12 protein-coding genes are annotated in these 18,451 nt (G+C 71.5%); 7 read left to right on the plus strand and 5 right to left on the minus strand.

The window, feature by feature from the left end:
- Nucleotides 1-44: 44 nt before the first annotated feature.
- From ACESMR_RS08365 to ACESMR_RS08375, 3 genes are all read left to right on the plus strand, one after another.
- Nucleotides 45-839: a TIGR04255 family protein gene (locus ACESMR_RS08365; RefSeq protein WP_373046597.1), complete on the plus strand. Its 795-nt coding sequence runs from the start codon at nt 45-47 to the stop codon at nt 837-839.
- A gap of 1,045 nt (nt 840-1,884) precedes the next feature.
- Nucleotides 1,885-2,355 carry a hypothetical protein gene (locus ACESMR_RS08370; protein ID WP_373046598.1) on the plus strand — a complete coding sequence of 157 codons (471 nt, stop codon included), beginning with the start codon at nt 1,885-1,887 and terminating at the stop codon, nt 2,353-2,355.
- Nucleotides 2,356-2,547: 192 nt separating this feature from the next.
- The gene (locus tag ACESMR_RS08375) at nt 2,548-6,087 is read left to right on the plus strand and encodes a carboxypeptidase regulatory-like domain-containing protein (protein WP_373046599.1); all 3,540 of its coding nucleotides are present in this window, start codon (nt 2,548-2,550) and stop codon (nt 6,085-6,087) included.
- A 36-nt stretch (nt 6,088-6,123) separates the two neighbouring features.
- Here ACESMR_RS08375 and ACESMR_RS08380 read toward each other — a convergent pair whose 3' ends face one another.
- The 4 genes from ACESMR_RS08380 to ACESMR_RS08395 form a co-directional block, all read right to left on the minus strand.
- Nucleotides 6,124-7,857, minus strand: coding sequence for a hypothetical protein (locus tag ACESMR_RS08380; protein ID WP_373046600.1), 1,734 nt, complete (start codon nt 7,855-7,857; stop codon nt 6,124-6,126).
- Nucleotides 7,858-7,936: 79 nt separating this feature from the next.
- Nucleotides 7,937-10,117: a hypothetical protein gene (locus ACESMR_RS08385; RefSeq protein WP_373046601.1), complete on the minus strand. Its 2,181-nt coding sequence runs from the start codon at nt 10,115-10,117 to the stop codon at nt 7,937-7,939.
- 26 nt (nt 10,118-10,143) lie between these two features.
- The gene (locus ACESMR_RS08390) at nt 10,144-12,027 is read right to left on the minus strand and encodes an Ig-like domain-containing protein (RefSeq protein WP_373046602.1); all 1,884 of its coding nucleotides are present in this window, start codon (nt 12,025-12,027) and stop codon (nt 10,144-10,146) included.
- A gap of 216 nt (nt 12,028-12,243) precedes the next feature.
- The gene (locus ACESMR_RS08395) at nt 12,244-13,779 is read right to left on the minus strand and encodes a DUF4114 domain-containing protein (protein WP_373046603.1); all 1,536 of its coding nucleotides are present in this window, start codon (nt 13,777-13,779) and stop codon (nt 12,244-12,246) included.
- A gap of 142 nt (nt 13,780-13,921) precedes the next feature.
- Between ACESMR_RS08395 and ACESMR_RS08400 the strand changes: the two genes are divergently transcribed.
- A complete protein-coding gene (locus tag ACESMR_RS08400) occupies nt 13,922-15,118 on the plus strand; it encodes a serine hydrolase (protein ID WP_373046604.1) in 1,197 nt (398 codons plus the stop codon).
- Here the strand turns inward: ACESMR_RS08400 and ACESMR_RS08405 are convergent.
- The gene (locus tag ACESMR_RS08405) at nt 15,109-16,611 is read right to left on the minus strand and encodes a class I adenylate-forming enzyme family protein (protein ID WP_373046605.1); all 1,503 of its coding nucleotides are present in this window, start codon (nt 16,609-16,611) and stop codon (nt 15,109-15,111) included. The two genes, ACESMR_RS08400 and ACESMR_RS08405, sit on opposite strands and share 10 nt — an antisense overlap.
- Nucleotides 16,612-16,762: 151 nt before the next feature.
- On the opposite strand from ACESMR_RS08405, the gene ACESMR_RS08410 reads away from it, so the two are divergent.
- The 3 genes from ACESMR_RS08410 (at nt 16,763) to ACESMR_RS08420 (ending at nt 18,401) form a co-directional block, all read left to right on the plus strand.
- Nucleotides 16,763-17,305 carry a Uma2 family endonuclease gene (locus ACESMR_RS08410; protein WP_373046606.1) on the plus strand — a complete coding sequence of 181 codons (543 nt, stop codon included), beginning with the start codon at nt 16,763-16,765 and terminating at the stop codon, nt 17,303-17,305.
- A gap of 68 nt (nt 17,306-17,373) precedes the next feature.
- Nucleotides 17,374-17,712 carry a hypothetical protein gene (locus tag ACESMR_RS08415; protein WP_373046607.1) on the plus strand — a complete coding sequence of 113 codons (339 nt, stop codon included), beginning with the start codon at nt 17,374-17,376 and terminating at the stop codon, nt 17,710-17,712.
- Between the two features lie 182 nt (nt 17,713-17,894).
- Nucleotides 17,895-18,401, plus strand: a complete 507-nt coding sequence (locus tag ACESMR_RS08420; protein WP_373046608.1) for a hypothetical protein — start codon at nt 17,895-17,897, stop codon at nt 18,399-18,401.
- The last annotated feature ends 50 nt before the right edge of the window (nt 18,402-18,451 follow it).

The following is an 18,451-nucleotide window of genomic DNA, read 5'->3' on the forward strand; positions in this document are numbered from 1 at the left end:
CACTCTACTTCACAAGCGAGGAATGCTGACTTAGATTGGAATGCGTGGAAACCCACGCCGATCCATTCCGCGCGGAGCCGCCCGCTGAGGTACCTCTGCCGAACGCGCCTCTGGTGCGCGTCATCGGCCAGGTCCGCTTTCCGATCGTACTCTCGGTGAACGAGTCCGGGTTCATCGCTCCGTTTCAGGAGGCGATCCGTGGGAGGTACCCGGTACTCCGTCCCGAGCAGTTGCAGGGCTTCGTGGTCGGCCCGACAGGTCCCCAGCAGGTTGCCCCGCAGGCGCTCTGGCGCTTCCACGACGGCGGTGGCGAGTGGAGGGTCTCCCTCGCTCCCGACTTCGTCGCGCTCGAGACGACCGCCTACCGGAGCAGGGCCGACTTTCTCGAGCGACTCGGTGAGGTTCTTCAGGCTCTCGCGATTACCATCCACCCCGGCACGGTGGACCGCGTCGGCGTCCGCTACGTAGACCGGATCACCGGCGACGCACTCGAGGAGTTGGCGACGCTCGTCAACCCGCACGTTCTCGGGGTCACGGGGACACCGCTGGACCGGCATGCGGAGAGCTCCGTCGCCGAGAACGTCTTTGCGATCGGCTCGGATGGATTCGTCGCACGGTGGGGACGGCTGCCGCCTGGCGCTACCATCGACCCCGGTGTGCTCGGAAGCGTGCAGGAGCCGAGCTGGATCCTCGACCTCGACATGTTCTCGAAGGAGCCGAGGGAGTTTCGGGTCGAGGACGTGCTGGGCGAGGCGCAGCGGTATGCCGAGCGGATTTACACCTTCTTCCGCTGGGCGGTTACGGACGACTTTCTGCGGCGATTCGGGGGGCAGCCATGAACTATGTAGCAGCGGGCACGTCCACCGGTACGGCGGTTTGGTCGCCCGCGCGAGCGACAATCGTCGCCGGGATGCTCGTCGCGGGCCTCGGGACCAGCAGCGCTGCGTCCGCAAATCCCTTGCTGCAGCACGCGCAGGCGATTCGGGGCACGAGTAGCGGTGCAGTGCTTCAGGCGGACCGGCGCTCGCAGGAGGCACTTCTCGAGCTGCGAAGCCGCTCGGGTCTCACGTGGGATCAGCTGGCGCGGCTGTTCTCCGTGAGCCGCCGAACCATCCATTTCTGGGCCACCGGGCGACCGCTGAACGCTGCACACGAAGAGCATCTCTTCCGGACGCTCGGGGCGGTAAGGCAGCTCGACCGCGGTAGCGGCGACGCTACTCGCGCACTCTTGCTCTCTGCCAGCGGCGGCGAAAGTCTTCTCGATCTGCTGGCGCACGGGCGCTACGAGGAGGTGCTCGCCAAGTCCGCAACGACTGGAGCGACCCCCTCCCCGGCGCCGAGGAAGCCCCTGTCCCGGCAGGAGCGCGCCTCTCGCAGGCCGCCATCGCCTGCACGTCTCCTGAACACGGCACCTGATCGCCCGCATATGGAGACGGGTCGCCTGGTCGCCAGCCGACCGGCGGGCTCGTGGCTCCGCCAGGACAAGCAGGGGAAGTAGGTGCCCGGGCTCGATCCGGATGCCGTGGCGGCGATCGACCTTGCGGTGCGAGCTTGGCGTCAGGGCGACGCCTCGCTCGACCTCACCGTCTTTGCGCACCTCGCAGACAGCACGAAGCCACTGACTCCACCAGCAGAGGCGGTTGCCCAGCAGGGGAACGCAGCGGGCCTGCACCACGTCGAGAGTGAAGTCGCTGGGATCGTGATCTTGACACAGACCTGCGACATCGTGCGCTCTTGCGGTGTACGTCCCTTCGTAGAGGTAGCGCCACTCGTCCAGGTCGGCCCCCCGAAGAGCTTCACGAAATCAAGAGGGGACGCCGGCCAGCGAGGGCTCTCGTCCCCGCGCTCGAGGGCCGCTCGCTCGTCGCGGACCTCGACCGCACGATGACGCTGGAGAAGTCCGTCCTGCTCCACCTGGAGCGAATCGACGGATGCCGCTCGGACACCGAGGTGCGCGACTTTGCGAGAGCCCTCGCTCGCAAACGTCTGCGTCCAGCCTTTCCGGAGTCCTTCGTCGAACGCGTTCATGATCTGCAGAGGCGCATTCTCGGGAAGCACGACAAGAACACGCCGGAAGGGCAGGCACTCCGTGCGCTGCGCGAGATCCGCGTGCGAGCCGCGCCATCCTGGGACGCCGAAGCCATCGACATCACCTTCTTTTTCGTGAAGGACGAAAACAGCGAGCAGCACGGGATCGCCTGGGAGTCACAGCGTGACGCGTGGTTGGCGCTCGTACCTCCGTCCGGCGCCCCGTACGACCCGATCCTCGGAGAGGTGGTCTCACTGGCCGACATGACTGCCCAGGACTACGTCGAGAGCGATCTGCTCGACTTCGACCACCTTTCCTCGAGCTAGCCTTCGATAGATTCGCCGGCGCGCATGTCCGCCACGATGCCCTGTCCGCATCCGCAGGACAGGCACTGCTGGCGGACATCTCCCGGCGACAGTCGCCGGCATTCGGATGCGGGCTCGACCGCTCGATAGCTTGACGCCCGCCCCCCTGCCCTCCAAAACTGCGCGCCTCTACAGCGTCCCGGGGGGGTCCGCATGCGCGCAGCCATTCGCCTCAGTCTCGCCACCTTCGCCCTCGTGGCAGGCCTCGCCGCCTGCTCCGACGAGGCCGAAGCGCCCAGCTGCCCGACCGGCTTCACCGCCGACGGCAACGTCTGCCTCCTCGACGGCGCCACGCTCACCGGCAACGCCCGCCTCGCCGACCAGACCGCGCACGGCGGCATCTCGGTGCTGGTGCTCGGCACCGACCGCGTCGGCGCGACCGACGACACCGGCCTCTTCTCCCTGCGCAACGTGCCCGCCGGCAGCTGGACCGTCGAGCTCCGCGCCCCCGGCTACCGCGCCGTCCGCACCAGCGTCGCCGTGCAGGGCAACGGCGTGGTCACCGTCCCCGAGCAGCGCCTCGAGCGCGACGCCCCCGAGGCCACGCTGAGCGGCAGGGTCCTCCTCGCCGGCGAGACCGACCACACCGGCACCGTCGTCCTCCTCGGCCACCTCGCCACCACCACCGCCGCCGACGGCGGCTTCACCTTCACCGTCGAGCCTGGCACCTACGAGCTCGTCGCCCGCCACGACGGCTACGCCGACCACCGCCTCCCCGCCTTCCCCGTCACAGCCGGCACGGCCCACCTCGACGAGATCCACCTCGAGCGCCTCGCCCCCACCACCGGCACCATCGAGGGCAGCGTCACCCTCGCAGGCCAGGCGCAGGCGGGCGTCACCGTCTTTCTCGCCGGCACCTCGCTCGCCGCCCACACCGCAGGCGACGGCAGCTTCCTTCTCCCCGAGGTGCCCGCCGGCGCCTACGAGCTCGTCGCCGCGCACCCGGGCTTCCTCACCGCCACCACGCCGGTCGAGGTGGCCGCAGGCGCCACCCGCACCCTGCCCGCGCTCGACCTCGACCGCGCCGAGGGCAGCGCCCACGCCATCGCCGGCACCGCCCGCCTCTTCGGCCTCGCGGCCCACGACGGCATCGCGCTCAGCCTCACCGGCCCCGCGAGCCGCACCGCGGTGACCGCAGCCGACGGCCGCTTCGCCTTCGCCGATCTGCCGCCCGGCCGCTACGAGCTCACCGCCGCGCGCGACGGCTACCCCGACGTCCGCCGCGCAGGCCTCGTGGTCACCGCCGGCGAGCTGCTCGTTCCCGATCTCGTCCTGCGCCCTGGCGCGCTCCTGCGCGAGGGCCGGATCGCGGACGCCCAGCCGCTCGGCGACGACGCCATCCTCGATTTCGCCGGCCAGCTCCACAGCGTGCTCTACCGCCCCGCCGACGGCAGCTTCACCGAGCTGCCCGGCCGCGTGACGCTGCACGCCTCGAGCGAGCTCCACGCCCACGTCTCGATCGGCAACCGCCTCTACCGCATGGATCGCACCACCCTCGCCTTCGACCGGGTGGAGCCGCCCTCCGCCGCCGTGGTGCGGGTCCGCGGGGATCTCGTCTTCTACGAGACCGAGGGGCGGGAGCTCTTCGTCGTCCGTTCCGGCGAGACCGCCGGCATCTCCCTGGGCGCCCCGGCCTGCTCCGCCACGTCCCTGATCCACGGGATCTTCGGGTGGGGCGATGGCTGGTACCGGATCATGAACCTCGCCACCTGCAGCGACGGCTCCTCGCGGCGCACCTTCCGCCTCTTCGACGCGGAGACGGGCTTCGTCTCCGCCGCTGGCACGGACGTCCGCCGGGTCTCGGACACCGACGCGCTGGTGCTCGTCGACATCTTCAGCTGGCTCCCCGGGGGCGACGTGATCCACGTCGCTCTCGACGTCGCCACCGCACGCACCATCGTCTCGGACGTCGAGGAATTCGAGTACGACTACGAGTCGGACTTCGCCCGCTACAAGGTGGACGGCGATCGCTACACCCTGCCCTTCGCCACCCTGCAGCCGGTGCTGCTCGTTGCCGACAGCCCGAGCAGCATCCCGCTGGGCGACGGGCGCCACGGCGTGGTCTCCGGCGCCGACGGCATGCAGTACGTCGCCGACTTCAGCACCGGCGCGGTTCGCCCGGTGGGGACCGTGCCGTCCAGCTGGTTCGGCGCCTCGTTCGACGATGTCTTCTTTATCGGCGGCGGCGAAGTGCACCACTACGATGCGCAGACCGACACGATCACCCAGCTGGCGAGCGATGCCGACGTCGCGGCACCGATGGGGCCGGTGATCGCCTGGCGGAGCGCGACGAGCGGCGCCACCAGCGCCGCCCACATCGATCACCCGGCGCAGCAGCGGACGCTCTGCGCCTCGTCGTGGCTGAACGCGCTCTCCGCCGCCCGGGATGCGCCGGTGGTGGCCTACGGCTGCGCCAGCGCGTACACGCCGCCTGCCTGGATGGACCTCGCCACCGGCGCGGGCGCCCAGCTGCTCGCGCCTGCGGGCACGCTGCCGCTCGGCGGGCCCCACGTCACCAGCTGCACCGTCTCGCCTTCGGGCAACCGGATCCTCTGCACCTACGGCCTCGAAACGCAGACGGCACATCCGTGGGGCTGCAGAGCCAGCGGGCCGATGCAGTGCGTGGTGACCCTCGACCGGGCCGTCGGCACCAGCAGCAAGCTCTTCTTCCAGGGGACGATGACGCCGGTCTGGTCGGCGTCGGAGAGCCACGTCTTCAGCACCTACTCTTCCACCCAGGGCAGCATCCTCGGCTTCGGCGCCGTGGGAAACATCTCGGTCGCGGTGCAGCAGCTCGATCCGTCGCTCCAGCTCCAGGTGATCGGCGACGGCGGCAACTACGCCTTCGCCTGGAACGGGGCTGGGACCTCGCTCGTGCAGCTGGGCACGGTGACGCCGGTGCGGTCGGTGCCGATGTGGATGCAGCTGGGCAGCGGCGACGAGTACTTCGTCGGCGATGGCATGGTCGATCTCACCGACGGCGACTTCGACGAGCTGCCGCCGGGGATGAGCTACTCCATGTACGTCGACTACGAGGCAGCCCTGGGCCTCGGCTTCGACGAGGTCGGTCGCCAGATCCTGCGGATCGACGCCACGGGCCTGCACGTCGCGGCGAGCAACGTCCGTGCGCTCGAGCAGGGCCTGCTTCTCGCCGACTTCGACGGGCAGCAGGGCAGGCTGGTGCGGATCGACCTCGGCGTGCCCGGCGGCCTCGCCGAGTTCGGGCCGGCCTTCGGCAGCAACTACAGCTACGCCTGGAGCGGCGAGCTGGTGCTCGCCCGCGGCATCGACGAGCTGGCGGGGACGGGCGAGCTGGTGCTCGTCGATCCCTACACGCGCTCGGTGACCTCGCTCGCCCACGACGTGATGGCGACCGGCGCGTGGCTGCAGCACGGCGAGCGCATCCTCGCCAACGCGAAGGTCGACGGGACGTGGCAGCTGGTCTCGGTGCCGGTGGACGGCAGCGGGCGGCGGGTGCTCGGGCCTGCGTCGGTGGGCGCGCTCTCGACCGCAGGGGATCGCTTCGTCTACGTGGGCGAGGGCCAGGTGCTGGCGGAGACCGACGCCGGCGTCGAGCCGATCGCCGAGGCGGATGCGGTGGACGGTCTCTGGGACGTGGGGCCCTACCTGCTCTTCAACGCGGTGTCGGAGCGGGCCGATCTGCCGCTCGGCGTCCACCGCGCCGATCGCTGAGCGACCGCGCGAGGATGGCGGCGGCGGTGGGCAGCGTCACCGCCGCACGCAGCGCTCGGCGTCCGGGGCTGCGCCCGGCAGGAACTGCCCGATCAGCTCCTCCACCCGCGCCGGCTTGCCCTTCTCCACCGCGAGATAGGGCACGCCCACGCGCTTCGACGCCCGCTTGAGCACGCCGTCTGCCGCGTGGTCGAGGAAGCCCGTCGCCGCGAGCACCACGTCGTAGCTGCCGCCGACGATCGCCTCCACCGCAGCGTCCAGCCGCCGGGGCGAGGCCTCGCGCCAGTCGATGCAGGCGAGCTCGAGCCGCTCCACCAGCACCTCCTGCAGCCGCGGCTCGCTCCGGTTGCTCACGAAGAGCACCCGCTTGCCCCGGGTCCTGGCGAGCACCTCGGGGGCCACCGGCTGCGCCGGCTCGGGCTCACGGACCTCGTCCTCCGGCGCCGCAGGCTGCGGCTCTTGCCCCGGCGCGGGCTCGGCCAGCGCCGCCTTGAGCTTGTGCAGCCGCTTCCTGCGCAGCTTGTTCTCGGCGCCGGGGAAGTGCACCTCCTCCACCGACGCGATCGCCGTGCGGAGGTGGCCGGCGGCCTCGACGATCGCCCGCTGGTGCGCGCCGGTCAGGGGCAGCGCCGCGCGCAGCCAGCCCACCACCTCGTCCTCGAGCGCGCCAGCAGCGGGCACGGTGCGGAGCACCTCGGCGAGCGCCGCCGTCTCGCGCTCCTCCTCCACGGCGGTCCGCACCAGGCTCGCCCAGCTCTTCGCCGGGACGAAAGCCGGATCGAGCGCCTCCCGCGCCGCAGCGCAATCGGCGCCGTTCTGGGTCCAGAAGCGCAGCCTGCCGGCGATCGCCGCCCACAGCTGCGGCTCGGTGCCCCCGCGCAGCCAGCGCAGCCGCCGGGCCCAATCGAGGAGCTGCGTTGCCTCCGGGCGCTCGAGGTGCTTGGGCTGCCTGCCCAGGACCGGCCCGCCCCGGGCCTCGATCGCCGTGCGCAGCTGGGCGAGCACCACCTCGGGCTCCGCCGCCGACGGGACGAGCTGCGCCGCGTCGGCCCAGCCCGCAGGATCGCGGCCTGCGCCGTCGTCCGCCTCCTCGAGCATCACCAGCGCTTCCGCTGCGAGCGCTGCCACCTCCCGCCAGCTCTCCGGCTCGGGGCCGACGCCGATGTCGCGCCGCGAATCCGAAGGCCGTGCGTCCCTGCCGAACGCGGCGATGTGGCCGGGCCACCAGCGATCGCAGAGGGCCCGGAGCACGGTGTTGATCAGCTCCCGCACCGCAGCGCCGACCTCCAGATCGCCGGGCGCCTCCTCCTGGCAGGCCCGCGCCAGGGCGAGCCAGCCGAGGATGACGAGACGCTGCCGCTGCGGGGCCACGAGGGCGAGCTCGTCCTTCTGCCGCTCGATCCGCTCCCGCAGCGCCTCCACCTCGGCGAGCAGCTCGGGGGCGGGCGCAGGCGCGTCCTCCTCCTCGGTCCACGTCACCGCGAGGACGACTTCGGGCTGTGGGGGTGATGGCGGCTGGTCCGCAACCGGCGCCTCGGGCGCCGGCTCGAGCGCCGCGAGCAGGAGCCGGCGCGCCGCCGCCGAGGGGAAGAGGGCCCCTGCCGCATAGAGCAGGGCCTCCTCCGCGCTCCGGCCGGCGCCGCCAAAGCGCTCGTCGTTGCCGACGATCAGGCATTCGTTCCAGCCCAGCTCCCGCTCGAGCACGGTGTAACCGGCGTCGAGCAGGAACTGGCGGAGGCGCTCGGTGTTGCAGGCAGCGATGGTGGCCATACCTGCGACGGTAGCGCACCTTCGGCCGGGGAGCGATCGCGCGGGATGGGAAACGCCCCCATCCCGCGCGCCGGGCTTTTCAATCCTTCACGAAAACAGGCACGGCCAGCTCGGTCGCCTCCTGCCGGAAGTTCTCGTCGGTGCGGTCGAAGTTGCCGCTCGTCTCGTTGCGCGCGTAGCGGACGATCGATCCATCCGCGTGCACGAACTCGATCTGCCGCACCGTCCACTCACCGGCGGTGTAGCCGGGCAGCACGGAGAACCGCGCCGCCCACTCCCCCTCGGTGACCCGGTGCAGCGCCGGCCGCACCGCGACGTACGAGGCCCCGTCGTTGGCGACCGTCGACACGGTGACGGTGGCCCGGACCACGCCGGCCCCGCCCTCGGTCACGTCGAGCGAGAGCCCGACCACGCCCTGCCCCTCGATCCCGGTGGAGGAGAACGCGATCGCGTCGATGGTCGTCTTCACCGTGTTCTCGGGCGCCGAGAACTCGAACGACTGCACCGGCATGGTCGTCGCCGCGCCGCCGGCGATGACGTAGGTCTCCCCGCGCGCGTCGAGCTGGACGTCGTTGCGCGCCTCGTCCATCGCCCGCACCTGGCAGAGCGTCCAGGTGCCGCGCACGTCGGTGCCCCAGAGCCGCAGCACGCCGGTCCACCTGCCGGCCTCCTCTTCGGCCATCTCCACGCTGCGCAGCGTCGCCATGCCCGCGGTGGAGCAATCGGCGTTGCTGACGAAGAGCGCGCTCACCGAGTAGAGCCCGCTGCCCACGTCGGTGGCCTGCACCTCGAAGGACACCTCCGCCGGCGCGTGGGTGATGGCGCCGTCGACGATCAGGTCGATCCCGCTCACCTCGGGCATGTCGCGGTCGGGCACGCCGTCGGTGCGCTCGAAGGTGGGCACGTCCACCTCGGTGTAGATCTCGGTGCAGCCGAGGTTGCAGACGAAGGTGTAGAAGGTCCCGCCGGGCAGGCCTTCGTAGGTGAGGCGGTTGCCCGCGTGATCCTCGATCGACAGCGCGCTCACGTACCAGTTCGTGCCGGGGCTCCACGACGGGATCGGCAGGGTGGCGCTCCAGCTCCCGCCCGTCTCCTCGAGCACGAGCTCGAGCCAGCCGCCGAGATCGGAGGCGACCACCGCGGTGACGCGCGAGAGGCCGCTGCCCGCGTCGGTGGCATCGATGCCGACGGTCACGTTGCCGCCAGCGTAGGCGGCGGTGACGCCCTCGAGCACCGGCGGCTCGTGGTCGGTGACGCCGCCCACCACCTCGATGGTCGGAAGGCCGAAGGCGATCGCGCCGCCGAGCGACAGGTTCGAGGAGTAGGGTTCGCCGTAGACGGCGCTGGCGTTGGGTCCGATCTGCATGGCGTCCACCGCGCTCACGCCGTGGATCTGCCAGGTGCCGTTGGGCAGGTGGGTCGGGATCGAGCCCTCGCCGCGGAAGAGGCAGCTCGCGGGATCGTAGGCGAGCGCCACGTCGACGGTCGGGCCCCAGGCGCCCTGGTCGGCGGTGCCGATCCCGACGATCACGCTCTCCACGCCGCTCGGATCGGCGGCAGCCGCCTCGACGCCGAAGGGCGCGCCGCCGTTGGAGACGGCGGTGAGGAAGGCGGCGTGGCTCACCGCGGGGCCGAAAATGTCGGCGCCGGGCGAGGTGGTGTAGCCGTCCTGGACGAAGAAGCAGAAGTTGGCGCCGTCGATCTCCGTGGCGCCGTAGTGGAGAGCCTCCCCTGCCGCGGTGAGCTGCAGCCGGTAGGGGATGTCGACGAGCAGGTCGGCGTCCAACTCGAGGCTGGCCTCGCCATCCTCCACGGCGAGCTCGCCGTCGAAGACCGAGAGCGATCCGTCGGCGGAGGCGAGCTGCACGGCGACGCTGGAGGGATCGCCGCCGAAGCGCAAGGTGACCGTGGGCTTCAGCTCGGCGCCCGCGTCGAGCATCTGCTCGTGGACCACCGTGCCGTCGAGCACGCTCGCCGTCGCGGTTCCAAGGGAGGCGCCGCCCACGAGGATCTCCTCGAGGACCGCCGCCTCGCCGCCGCTACCGCCGCTGCCACCGGTACCACCCGTACCGCCGGTCCCACCGGTGCCGCCGGTGCCTCCCGTTCCGCCGGTCCCACCGGTGCCGCCGCTGCCGCCGCTGCCACCGCTTCCGCCCGGCTGGCCGCTCGGCTTGGTGTCGTCGCCGCAGGCCGCCAGGGCCAGGGTGCAGGCCGCGAGCAACACCAACTTCGTCGCGGTCCGATTCGAATGCTTGCGCATGACGCTCTCCTCGCTCGGATGTGTTCTCACTCGATCACCTCGACCGGCAGCGGCTCTGCCACCGGCCACGGCACCGCGCTCACGCCGGGGGTGAAGCCGCCGCCGAGATTCGCGTGGGCGCTGCTGCCCCAGCAATAGGCGCCGCCGCCCTGCACGACGCCGCAGGTGGCGCTGTCCACCACCTCGATCCGCTCGAAGGGCAGATCGAAGTCGACGCGCACCGGCGTGCGGCTCGGCACCAGCGTGCCGTCGCCGAGCTGGCCGTATTCGTTCAGGCCCCAGCACCAGGCCTCGCCGGCGGCGGTGCGGCCGCAGGTGTGGAAGTTGCCGGCCTCGACCTGCACGAAAACGATGTCGGTGGGCACCTGGATCGGCGTGGTGATCTCCTGCAGCGCCGAGTCGGCCAGGTGGCCGAGCATGTTGTGGCCCCAGCACCAGGTCTCGCCGGCGGTGGTGATCCCGCAGGTGTGGTTGGCGGCGTCGATCTCGACGAAGGTGTGGCCGCCCACCACCAGGGAGGGCTCGAGGGCGGGGATGAGCAGATCGCCCAGGTTCACGCCGTCGCGCTCCGCCGCGTTGCCGAGGTTGCCGAGGCTGTTGTCACCCCAGCACCAGGCGGCGCCCGCGCTGTCGATCGCGCAGGTGTGGCTCTCGCCGGCGCTGATCCGCACGAAGTCGAAGCCCTCGATCTGCATCGGGGTCCACTGGTCCACGGTGGTGCCGTTGCCGAGCGCGCCCTCCTGGCCCATGCCCCAGCAGTAGGTGTCGCCCTCGGTGGAGATCGCGCAGCTGTGCGAGCCGCCCAGGGTGAGCTCCGTCACCGTGTCCGCATAGACCGGCGCCGGGACCATCGAGCCGCCGATCGCGTCGCCGGGAAGCGAGATGCCGATCTGCCCGCGGGCGTTGGTACCCCAGCACCAGGGCAGGCCGTCGAGGTCGACGCCGCAGGTCTTGTAGCGGCCCTTGTGCAGGGAGCGGAAGCGCACCTCGGTGTGCACCGCCTCGGGGAAGGGGAAGTGCACGTGGCCGGGATCGCGGCGGCCCACGCCCATCTCGCCGAAGTGGTTGTAGCCCCAGCAGAAGGCCTGGCCTGCTGCGTCGAGGCCGCAGCCGCCGGGCTGCGCCACGGTGAGGGCGAAGGGAGCGGGAGGCGCGTCGCCGGTGGTGACGTCGAGGCGGGTCCAGCCGGTGGCGGTGCCGGTGTCGGCCGCCACCTGGACCACGGTGCTGCCGCTGGCGATGCCCGTCGCCACGCCCTGCTCGTCCACCGAGGCGAGGAGCGGGTTGCCGACGAACCAGCTGAAGACGGCGTCGTCGATCGGCTCGTCCCATTCGTCGTAGGCGATGGCGCTGAGCTGCACCGACTCGCCGGCTGCGACCGCGACGTTCTGCTCGACGATCTCGATCCGGAGCACGATGCCGGGGGTGATGGAGACGCGCAGGGAACCCTGCAGGTCGTTCGAGCCGGCCTCGGCGACGATGTCCACGGAGCCGGTGCGAAGGCCCTTCACCAGGCCGCTCTGGTCCACGGTGGCGATCGCTTCGTCCGCGCTGCTCCAGCGCACGGCGACGTCCTCGCGGACCTGGCCGTCGACGTCGATGAGGCGCACGGAGAGCGGAAGCGTGTAGCCCCGCGGCACATTGTTGCAGGGGTCCTGGATGCAGACCACGTCGTCGTGCACCCGGACCGCGACCACGAGGAGCTCCGGCTCCTCGATCACCGAGCCGCCGGCGCCGCCGGTCGCCTCACCGCCGCTGCCGCCGGTGGCACCGCTGCCTCCGGTGCCGCCAGCGCCGCCGGTAGCGCCCGTGCCGCCGCCTCCGACCGAACCGGGCCCGGACTCGCCGCCGCAGCCCACTGCCAACATCATGGCCGACAGCACTGCCAGCCCTGCAGATCGCGTGATCATGCGCGCACCTCGCCTTCTCGATTGCAGAAGACTCGATGCTCGCAGGGCCGTCACGCAGGGGCCGCCTAAAAGATGCTTAAAAGGCGGGGGCTCTCCCGCTGGCGTGAACCCCCGCCCCCCGTCTGGACACGCCGACGCGCCCGGCGCCACCAGGACGAACGCCCCGATCGCAGAGGCGACCGGGGCGTCTTTCGTTTGCAGGGCAGGGCGGGCGTTTCAGCGCCGCCGGCGCACCAGCGCGAGCCCGGTTGCCACGAAGCCCAGCGCCGCCATTCCCTCTGCCGCGCTGCAGCCGCCGCCGGACTTCTTCTCGCCGCCGCCTGCGCCTGCGCCTGCGCCGGTTCCGCCGCTGCCAGAGCCACCGTTGCCCGAGCCGCCGGTGCCGCCAGCACCGTTGCCGCCCGTACCGCCGCTGCCACCGGCGCCGTTGCCCCCCGTGCCGCCGCTGCCGTCGACACACGAGCCGCCCTGGCAGCTCTGCCCCGCCGGGCAGACCGCGCCCTCGCAGGGATCGACACACGCGCCGCCCATGCAGATCTGCCCGCCGTCGCAGTTCACGCTCTCGCAGCCCGCGTCCACACAGCGCCCATCCGCCATGCAGACCTCGCCGTCGGGGCACGGCGTGCAATCGCAATCGCCCTTGCAGACGCCGGCGTCGCAGACCTGGCCGGCGTCGCACGCGACGCCGTCGCACGGGTCGACGCACGCGCCCACCCGGCACACCTGCCCCAGCGGGCAGCTGATCCCGTCGCACGCCGCCTTGCAGCTGCCGTCCGCCTGGCAGACCTGCCCCGCGGGGCACTCCACGTCGACGCAGGCCGGCTCCACGCAGAAGTTCCGGTCGTTGCAGGCGAGGCCCGCCGGGCAGTCGAACTCGCCGCCGAAGCAGCCGTTCACGCACTGGCCTCGGTCGCAGACCTTGCCCGCGCCGCACAAGCCCTCACCGTCGTCCACCGCGCCGTCGCAGTCGTCGTCGAGCCCGTTGCAGCTCTCGGCGCCGGCCTGCACCTGCGGCATGCAGGTGAGCGCGCCGTTGTGGCACTGCATCGTGCCCGCCGCGCAGACACCCGGCGTGCCGGTGTCGCAATCGCCGCCGCCGCCGGCGCAGGTGATCCCCTCGACGCGGGTGAGCAGATCCTCGAAGTCGTTGTCGCCGCCGCCGAAGAGATCCTCCCAGCCGAAGTAGAAGGCCTGGGGGTAGACGCCGGAATCCATGGTCACGAGGTGGATGTAGCTGTCCTCGCCCTCGTTGTCGTCGTTGTACTGGCGCTCGGAGTAGTAGAGGTAGCCGAGGGTGGAGGCATCCGGCCCGGCAGCGGTGAAGCGCACGCAGTTGACGTTGGTCCTGCCCTCGGTGCTCGCCATGAAGAAGCCGATCCGGCCGCCTTCGTAGCGGGGATCGTCCTTGATGTGGAGCGACTTCACCGTGCCCACGCCGTCGTTGCAGCCGAGGAACTCGTAGAGCTCCGACGGCGCCGGCTTGGAGCCCGTGACGTTGTACCAACCGAAGGAGTTCTTCTGGCCGCCGCCGCGGGCGATCACCTTGAAGGTGAGCTCGCAGTTGGGGTCGAAAGTCTCCGGGGTGATCGCCGCGGCGGTGGCGGGCTCGATCGACTCCCCTTCCCCAGCCAGGTAGTTCTTCAGGTTCTGGTTGGAGGGGATCGGGCTGCCGTCGGGCTGCGTCAGCGCCTGTGCGGCGGGAGCGGCCAGAAGCAGGGCCAGAGCGGCGAGAAGGGCGGATGGGATGCGCATGGCGCCGACTCTACAACAGAGTTGGAGAATTTCCAGTAACCCCCTGCCCGCTCGGTCGTCCGCGCGCGGTCGCCCGAACGAACGAACCACTTCCCCTCGAGCGGCGTAGGTTCCGCCGTCTGGCTTCCCGGGGGGACGGTCCATGTTCGGTTCGATGCGGTATCTCGTGGTGATTGCGGCGCTTCTTGCTGGCGCCGGTTGCGGAGCGGAGACGCCAGGCGGCCACGCGGGCCACGGCGGCAGCGGCGGCGGCGGAGGGAGCGGTGGCGGGCAGGAGCCGGTCCCCGAGATCTGCGGCGACCGGATCGACAACGACCTTGACGGCGCCGACGACTTCGCTGACAGCGACTGCGCGGTGGGCCCCGTCCTCGCAGCGGGCCTGCAGGGAAAACTCGACGAGGCCCGCGGCTCGGAGGTCGGCGCCCTCGCCCTCGGCATCGAGACCAAAGGCGACCGCGTCGCCACCCTCGCCAGCGGCACGGTGGCAGTGGACGGCCGCGCCCTGCTCCCCGGCGATCGCTTCCCGATCGGCAGCATCACCAAGAGCTTCGTCGCGGTGCTCGTCCTCCAGCTGCGCGACGAGGGGAAGCTCGCGCTCTCCGATCCGCTCTCGACCTGGCTGCCCGACTTTCCCCGCGCCGAGCGGATCACCCTGCACCACCTGCTCAGCCACACCAGCGGCATCGCCGAATACCTGCAGGCAAACACGCTCAACGGCTGGCTCCTCGATCACGCCGAGGTCACGCCGGCGCAGATGGTGGAGCTCGCCGCCGAGCAGGCGCCGCTCTTCGAGCCCGGCACCCGCTGGGCCTACTCGAACAGCAACTACGTCCTCCTCGGCCTCGTGATCGAAGCGGTCACCGGTACACCCGTGGAGACCGAGCTGCGCGCGCGGATCTTCGAGCCCCTCGGCATGGCCGACTCCTTCCTCCAGGGCGAGGAGGAGGGCAGCCTCGAGGTCCACGGGTACGTTCCGCAGACGGTCGGCGAGCTCGACATGATCCCCTACTGGAACGGCACGCCTGCCTGGACCGCCGGCGCGATCGTCTCCACCACCGCCGACATGCTCCGCTTCAGCCACGGCCTCTTCCAGGGCGAGCTCCTCACCGACACGTCGCTGGGCGAGATGATCACGCCGGTCGGCGACGCAGGCTCCTTCCGGTACGGCTACGGGATCATCATCGGCGACGGCTGGATCGGCCACGACGGCGCGGTGCCGGGCTGGATGGCCCAGTGGATCGTCACCGACGAGGGCAACACCATCGTCACCCTGCAGAACCGCTTCGACGACGCCGACGCCCTCGCCCGGGCGACGAGCGGCGCGATCGATCAGCTCTGATGCGGTAGAGGCCGAGGTGCGAGGGCGCCCTGCGCGATCCGATCGCGCAGCACGCGCTTGAGCACCTTGCCCGACGGCCCGAGCGGCAGCTCGTCGATGACGACCAGCTCGCGAGGCACCTTCGTTCGCGCGAGGTGCGCCGCGGCGAAGCTGCCGAGGTCGCGCAGGTCCGCGCCGTCGTGCGGCACCACCACCGCCACCACCTCCTCGCCGTAGTAGGGATCGGGTCTGCCCACCACCGCCACCTCGGCGACGCCCGGGTGCCTGCAGAGCACCTCTTCGACCTCGGCCGGATAGACGTTGTTCCCGCCGCGGAGGATGAGGTCCTTCTTGCGATCGACCACGTAGAGGCGGCCCGCTGCGTCGAGGTGGCCGACGTCGCCGGTGCGCAGCCACGCCCCGTCGCGCACCGCTGCGGTCGCCTCCGGATCGTCCAGGTAGCCGGTCATCGCGTTGTGGCCGCGCACCTCGATCTCGCCGTCGGTCTCGTGGCCCACGGTGGCGCCGTCGGCATCGACGATGCGCACCTCGACGCCCCACACCGGCCGGCCCACCGAGCCGAGCACCGGCGCGTCGGGTGGCCCGTCCACCGTGGAGAAGGTAGCCTCGGTGAGGCCGTAGCCCTGGCGCACCGGGACGCCGAGGCGGTGCTCGGCGCTGCAGGCGAGCTCGGCGGGGAGCGGCGCGCCGGCGGAGAGCACCCAGTGGAGCGCGCGGGGCGGCGGGCCTCTCGGCTGCCGCAGCCAGGCGGCGAGCATGGTGGGGACCACCGGCGCCCAGGTGATCGACTCCTCGTCGAGGAGGGCGAGGGTGGCGGCGGCGTCGAAGCGGGGGACGAGCTGCACCACGGCGCCGGCGAAGAAGGGCGCGAGCAGCGCCATCCTGCAGCCGAAGGAGTGGGTGAGCGGCAGCGCGCCGAGCACGCGATCGTCGATGTCGAGGCGGAGCGTGTGGTGGACGAGGGTCGCGGTGTGGACGAGGAGCGAGGCGTGCGAGATCCGCGCGCCCTTCGCCTCGCCGGTGGTGCCGGAGGTGAAGAGGATCATCGCGTCGGCGCCGGGATCGAGCTCGCGCGGTAGATCGAGGGGCGCTGCTTCGGGGAGGGCATCGATGGTGATGCCGTGCGTGCCGGCGCTGCGGAGGAGCGCCTCGCGCTCGGGATCGCAGAGGGCGAGGCGGCAGCCGGCGCGGTCGACGCGGAGCGCGATCTCGTCGGGGGCCGAGAGGATCGGCGCCGGCACCACCACCGCGCCGGCGTAGACGATGCCGAAGAAGGCGGCGACGAAACCCTCGTGGTTGCCGGCGCAGAGGAGGACGCGGTCGTTCTCGCCGACGCCGCTGGCGAGGAGGCCGCCGGCGATGCGGCGGGCCCGCTCGTCGATCGAGCCGTAGGTGCTGGTGGTGCGCGAGGCGCCCCGGCCCTCCACGAGCGCGACGCGCGCGGGATGGCGGACGGCGTTCTGGCGGAGGATCTGGCCGACGTTGACGCCCATGGGGCCAATCAGCGCCCTGCCTCGCTGCAGGTCAATGGGCGGGAGGCGCGAAGCGTTCGCCGCTGCCCAACCGGCCAGTGTCGGACCCCCGCGATAGGGTTCGTCGGCGGGAGGGGTGGTAATGGAAACGAGTGCTAATCTTTGGGGCGATATGGCCAGGCCAGCGACCTACGAGGACATCGAAGCACTGCCCGAGAACCAGGTCGGGCAGATTGTGGACGGCGAGCTGATCGCGTTGCCGCGCCCGTCGGGCGAGCACGGATTCGCCGCCTCCCGGCTCACCCAACTGCTGAGTCCCTTCGACCTGGGGCCAATCGGCGGCTGGTGGCTCATCGGCGAGCCCGAGCTCCACCTCGCCGCGGACGTGCTCGTCCCCGATCTTGCCGGCTGGCGACGGGAGCGGCTTCCCTCCCCGACCGGCAAGTACTTCGAGCTCCCGCCCGACTGGCTGTGCGAGATCCTCTCGCCCTCCACGGCCCGGCTCGACCGCATCAGCAAGATGCGAAGCTGCGCTGCGAACGGCGTGGAGTTCATCTGGTTGGTCGACCCGGCGGCGCGGACCCTCGAGGCCTATCGGCGGGAGGGATCGGGCTGGAACAGGCTGGGTGCCTGGGAGCAGAACGAGACCGTTCGGGCGGCTCCCTTCACGGATCTCGAGCTCCAGCTCCGCCACCTCTGGGCGCCATCGCCGTAGCGCAACCGCTTGCCAGCCGCCGCTGGCCGTCGCAGGCTGGGCTCTCCCGCTACCCGGAGCGCCAAGCCATGCCCCGCCCCTTCGGTCTCGTTCTCGCCGCCGTTCTCTTCGTTGCGCCGACCGCCGGCGCCAGCGGCCTCGACGGCCTCGCCGACAAGGCCCGGGGCAAGGCGGGCGAGGTCCTGGACGACGCCGCCGATCGCACCCTCGACGGCGCCGCCGATCGCGCTGCGGAGGAGCTGGGGCTCAAGTCGAAGAAGAAGGCGACGAAGAAGAAGCGGAAGAAGCCCGCCAGTTCGACCGCAGCTACCGCCGAGACGACGACGGCGCCTTTGGAGGCGACGCCCGCCAAGGCCGAGAGCGGCGAGACCACCGCCACCCCGACGAAGGCCCCGCGCCCGAAGTGATCCGACCACCGTCGGCCGGGTCTCCCGCCGCCGCAATCACGCTCCGCTGCTCGGGTTGGTGACGCCGTGCTCTGAAGCCAACGCATCCGGGCAGGCGATGCCAGCGGCCCCTTGCGCTTTCGCGAAGATGTGCAAGCTTCACACCTCTTGCGTGCCCCTCGGGGCCGCTTGCGGAGGGCTGCTTGATCGACAGGGATCCATCGGAGCTGGTGCCGAAGCTGGGCGTCGGTCCCGGCTGCAAGGTTGCGCTGGCGCCCGAGCTCTTCCTGCTCGCTGGGCCGTTGCGCATCTCCGGATGCCGCGTCGTCTCCGCCCGGGAGCCGGTGGGAAGCGCGTCGCTCACCATCGTCCTCGCCCTCTCCAAGGACGACGTGCCGGCGCTGGCCGCCTATGCCCACGAGCTGGCGGAGGTCTCCTCGCTGTGGGTGGCCGTGCCCCGCAAGATCGCCGAGGTGGAGGGGCTGCCGCCGCCGGAGGCGCGACCGGACCTGGGCGATCTGCAGCAGATCTTCGTGCCGCTGGGCCTCTCGGACAACAAGCTGCTCTCCTTCGGCACGATGCTCGTGGCCTACCGCTTCGTGCGCAAGCCGCCCCGCCCCAGGGCCGAGGGCGGGCCCGACGCGGACCTCGACCTGGTCGAGGAGAAGAAGAAGCGGAACAAGAAGCCAGAGGAACGGCTCGACGAGTGAATGTCGGCCCCGAAGCCTGCGGCTGAACCACGCTCCCTCGCCTCTTTGGC

Source organism: Vulgatibacter sp., from assembly GCF_041687135.1.
In the GTDB taxonomy this organism is placed as follows: domain Bacteria; phylum Myxococcota; class Myxococcia; order Myxococcales; family Vulgatibacteraceae; genus JAWLCN01.

Coding starts and splice junctions, on each gene's coding strand:
- ACESMR_RS08375 (WP_373046599.1), top strand. CDS start 2,548: ATGCGCGCAGCCATTCGCCTCAGTCTCGCCACCTTCGCCCTCGTGGCA.
- ACESMR_RS08395 (WP_373046603.1), bottom strand. CDS start 13,779: ATGCGCATCCCATCCGCCCTTCTCGCCGCTCTGGCCCTGCTTCTGGCC.
- ACESMR_RS08405 (WP_373046605.1), bottom strand. CDS start 16,611: ATGGGCGTCAACGTCGGCCAGATCCTCCGCCAGAACGCCGTCCGCCAT.
- ACESMR_RS08400 (WP_373046604.1), top strand. CDS start 13,922: ATGTTCGGTTCGATGCGGTATCTCGTGGTGATTGCGGCGCTTCTTGCT.
- ACESMR_RS08385 (WP_373046601.1), bottom strand. CDS start 10,117: ATGCGCAAGCATTCGAATCGGACCGCGACGAAGTTGGTGTTGCTCGCG.
- ACESMR_RS08370 (WP_373046598.1), top strand. CDS start 1,885: ATGACGCTGGAGAAGTCCGTCCTGCTCCACCTGGAGCGAATCGACGGA.
- ACESMR_RS08410 (WP_373046606.1), top strand. CDS start 16,763: ATGGCCAGGCCAGCGACCTACGAGGACATCGAAGCACTGCCCGAGAAC.
- ACESMR_RS08390 (WP_373046602.1), bottom strand. CDS start 12,027: ATGATCACGCGATCTGCAGGGCTGGCAGTGCTGTCGGCCATGATGTTG.
- ACESMR_RS08380 (WP_373046600.1), bottom strand. CDS start 7,857: ATGGCCACCATCGCTGCCTGCAACACCGAGCGCCTCCGCCAGTTCCTG.
- ACESMR_RS08415 (WP_373046607.1), top strand. CDS start 17,374: ATGCCCCGCCCCTTCGGTCTCGTTCTCGCCGCCGTTCTCTTCGTTGCG.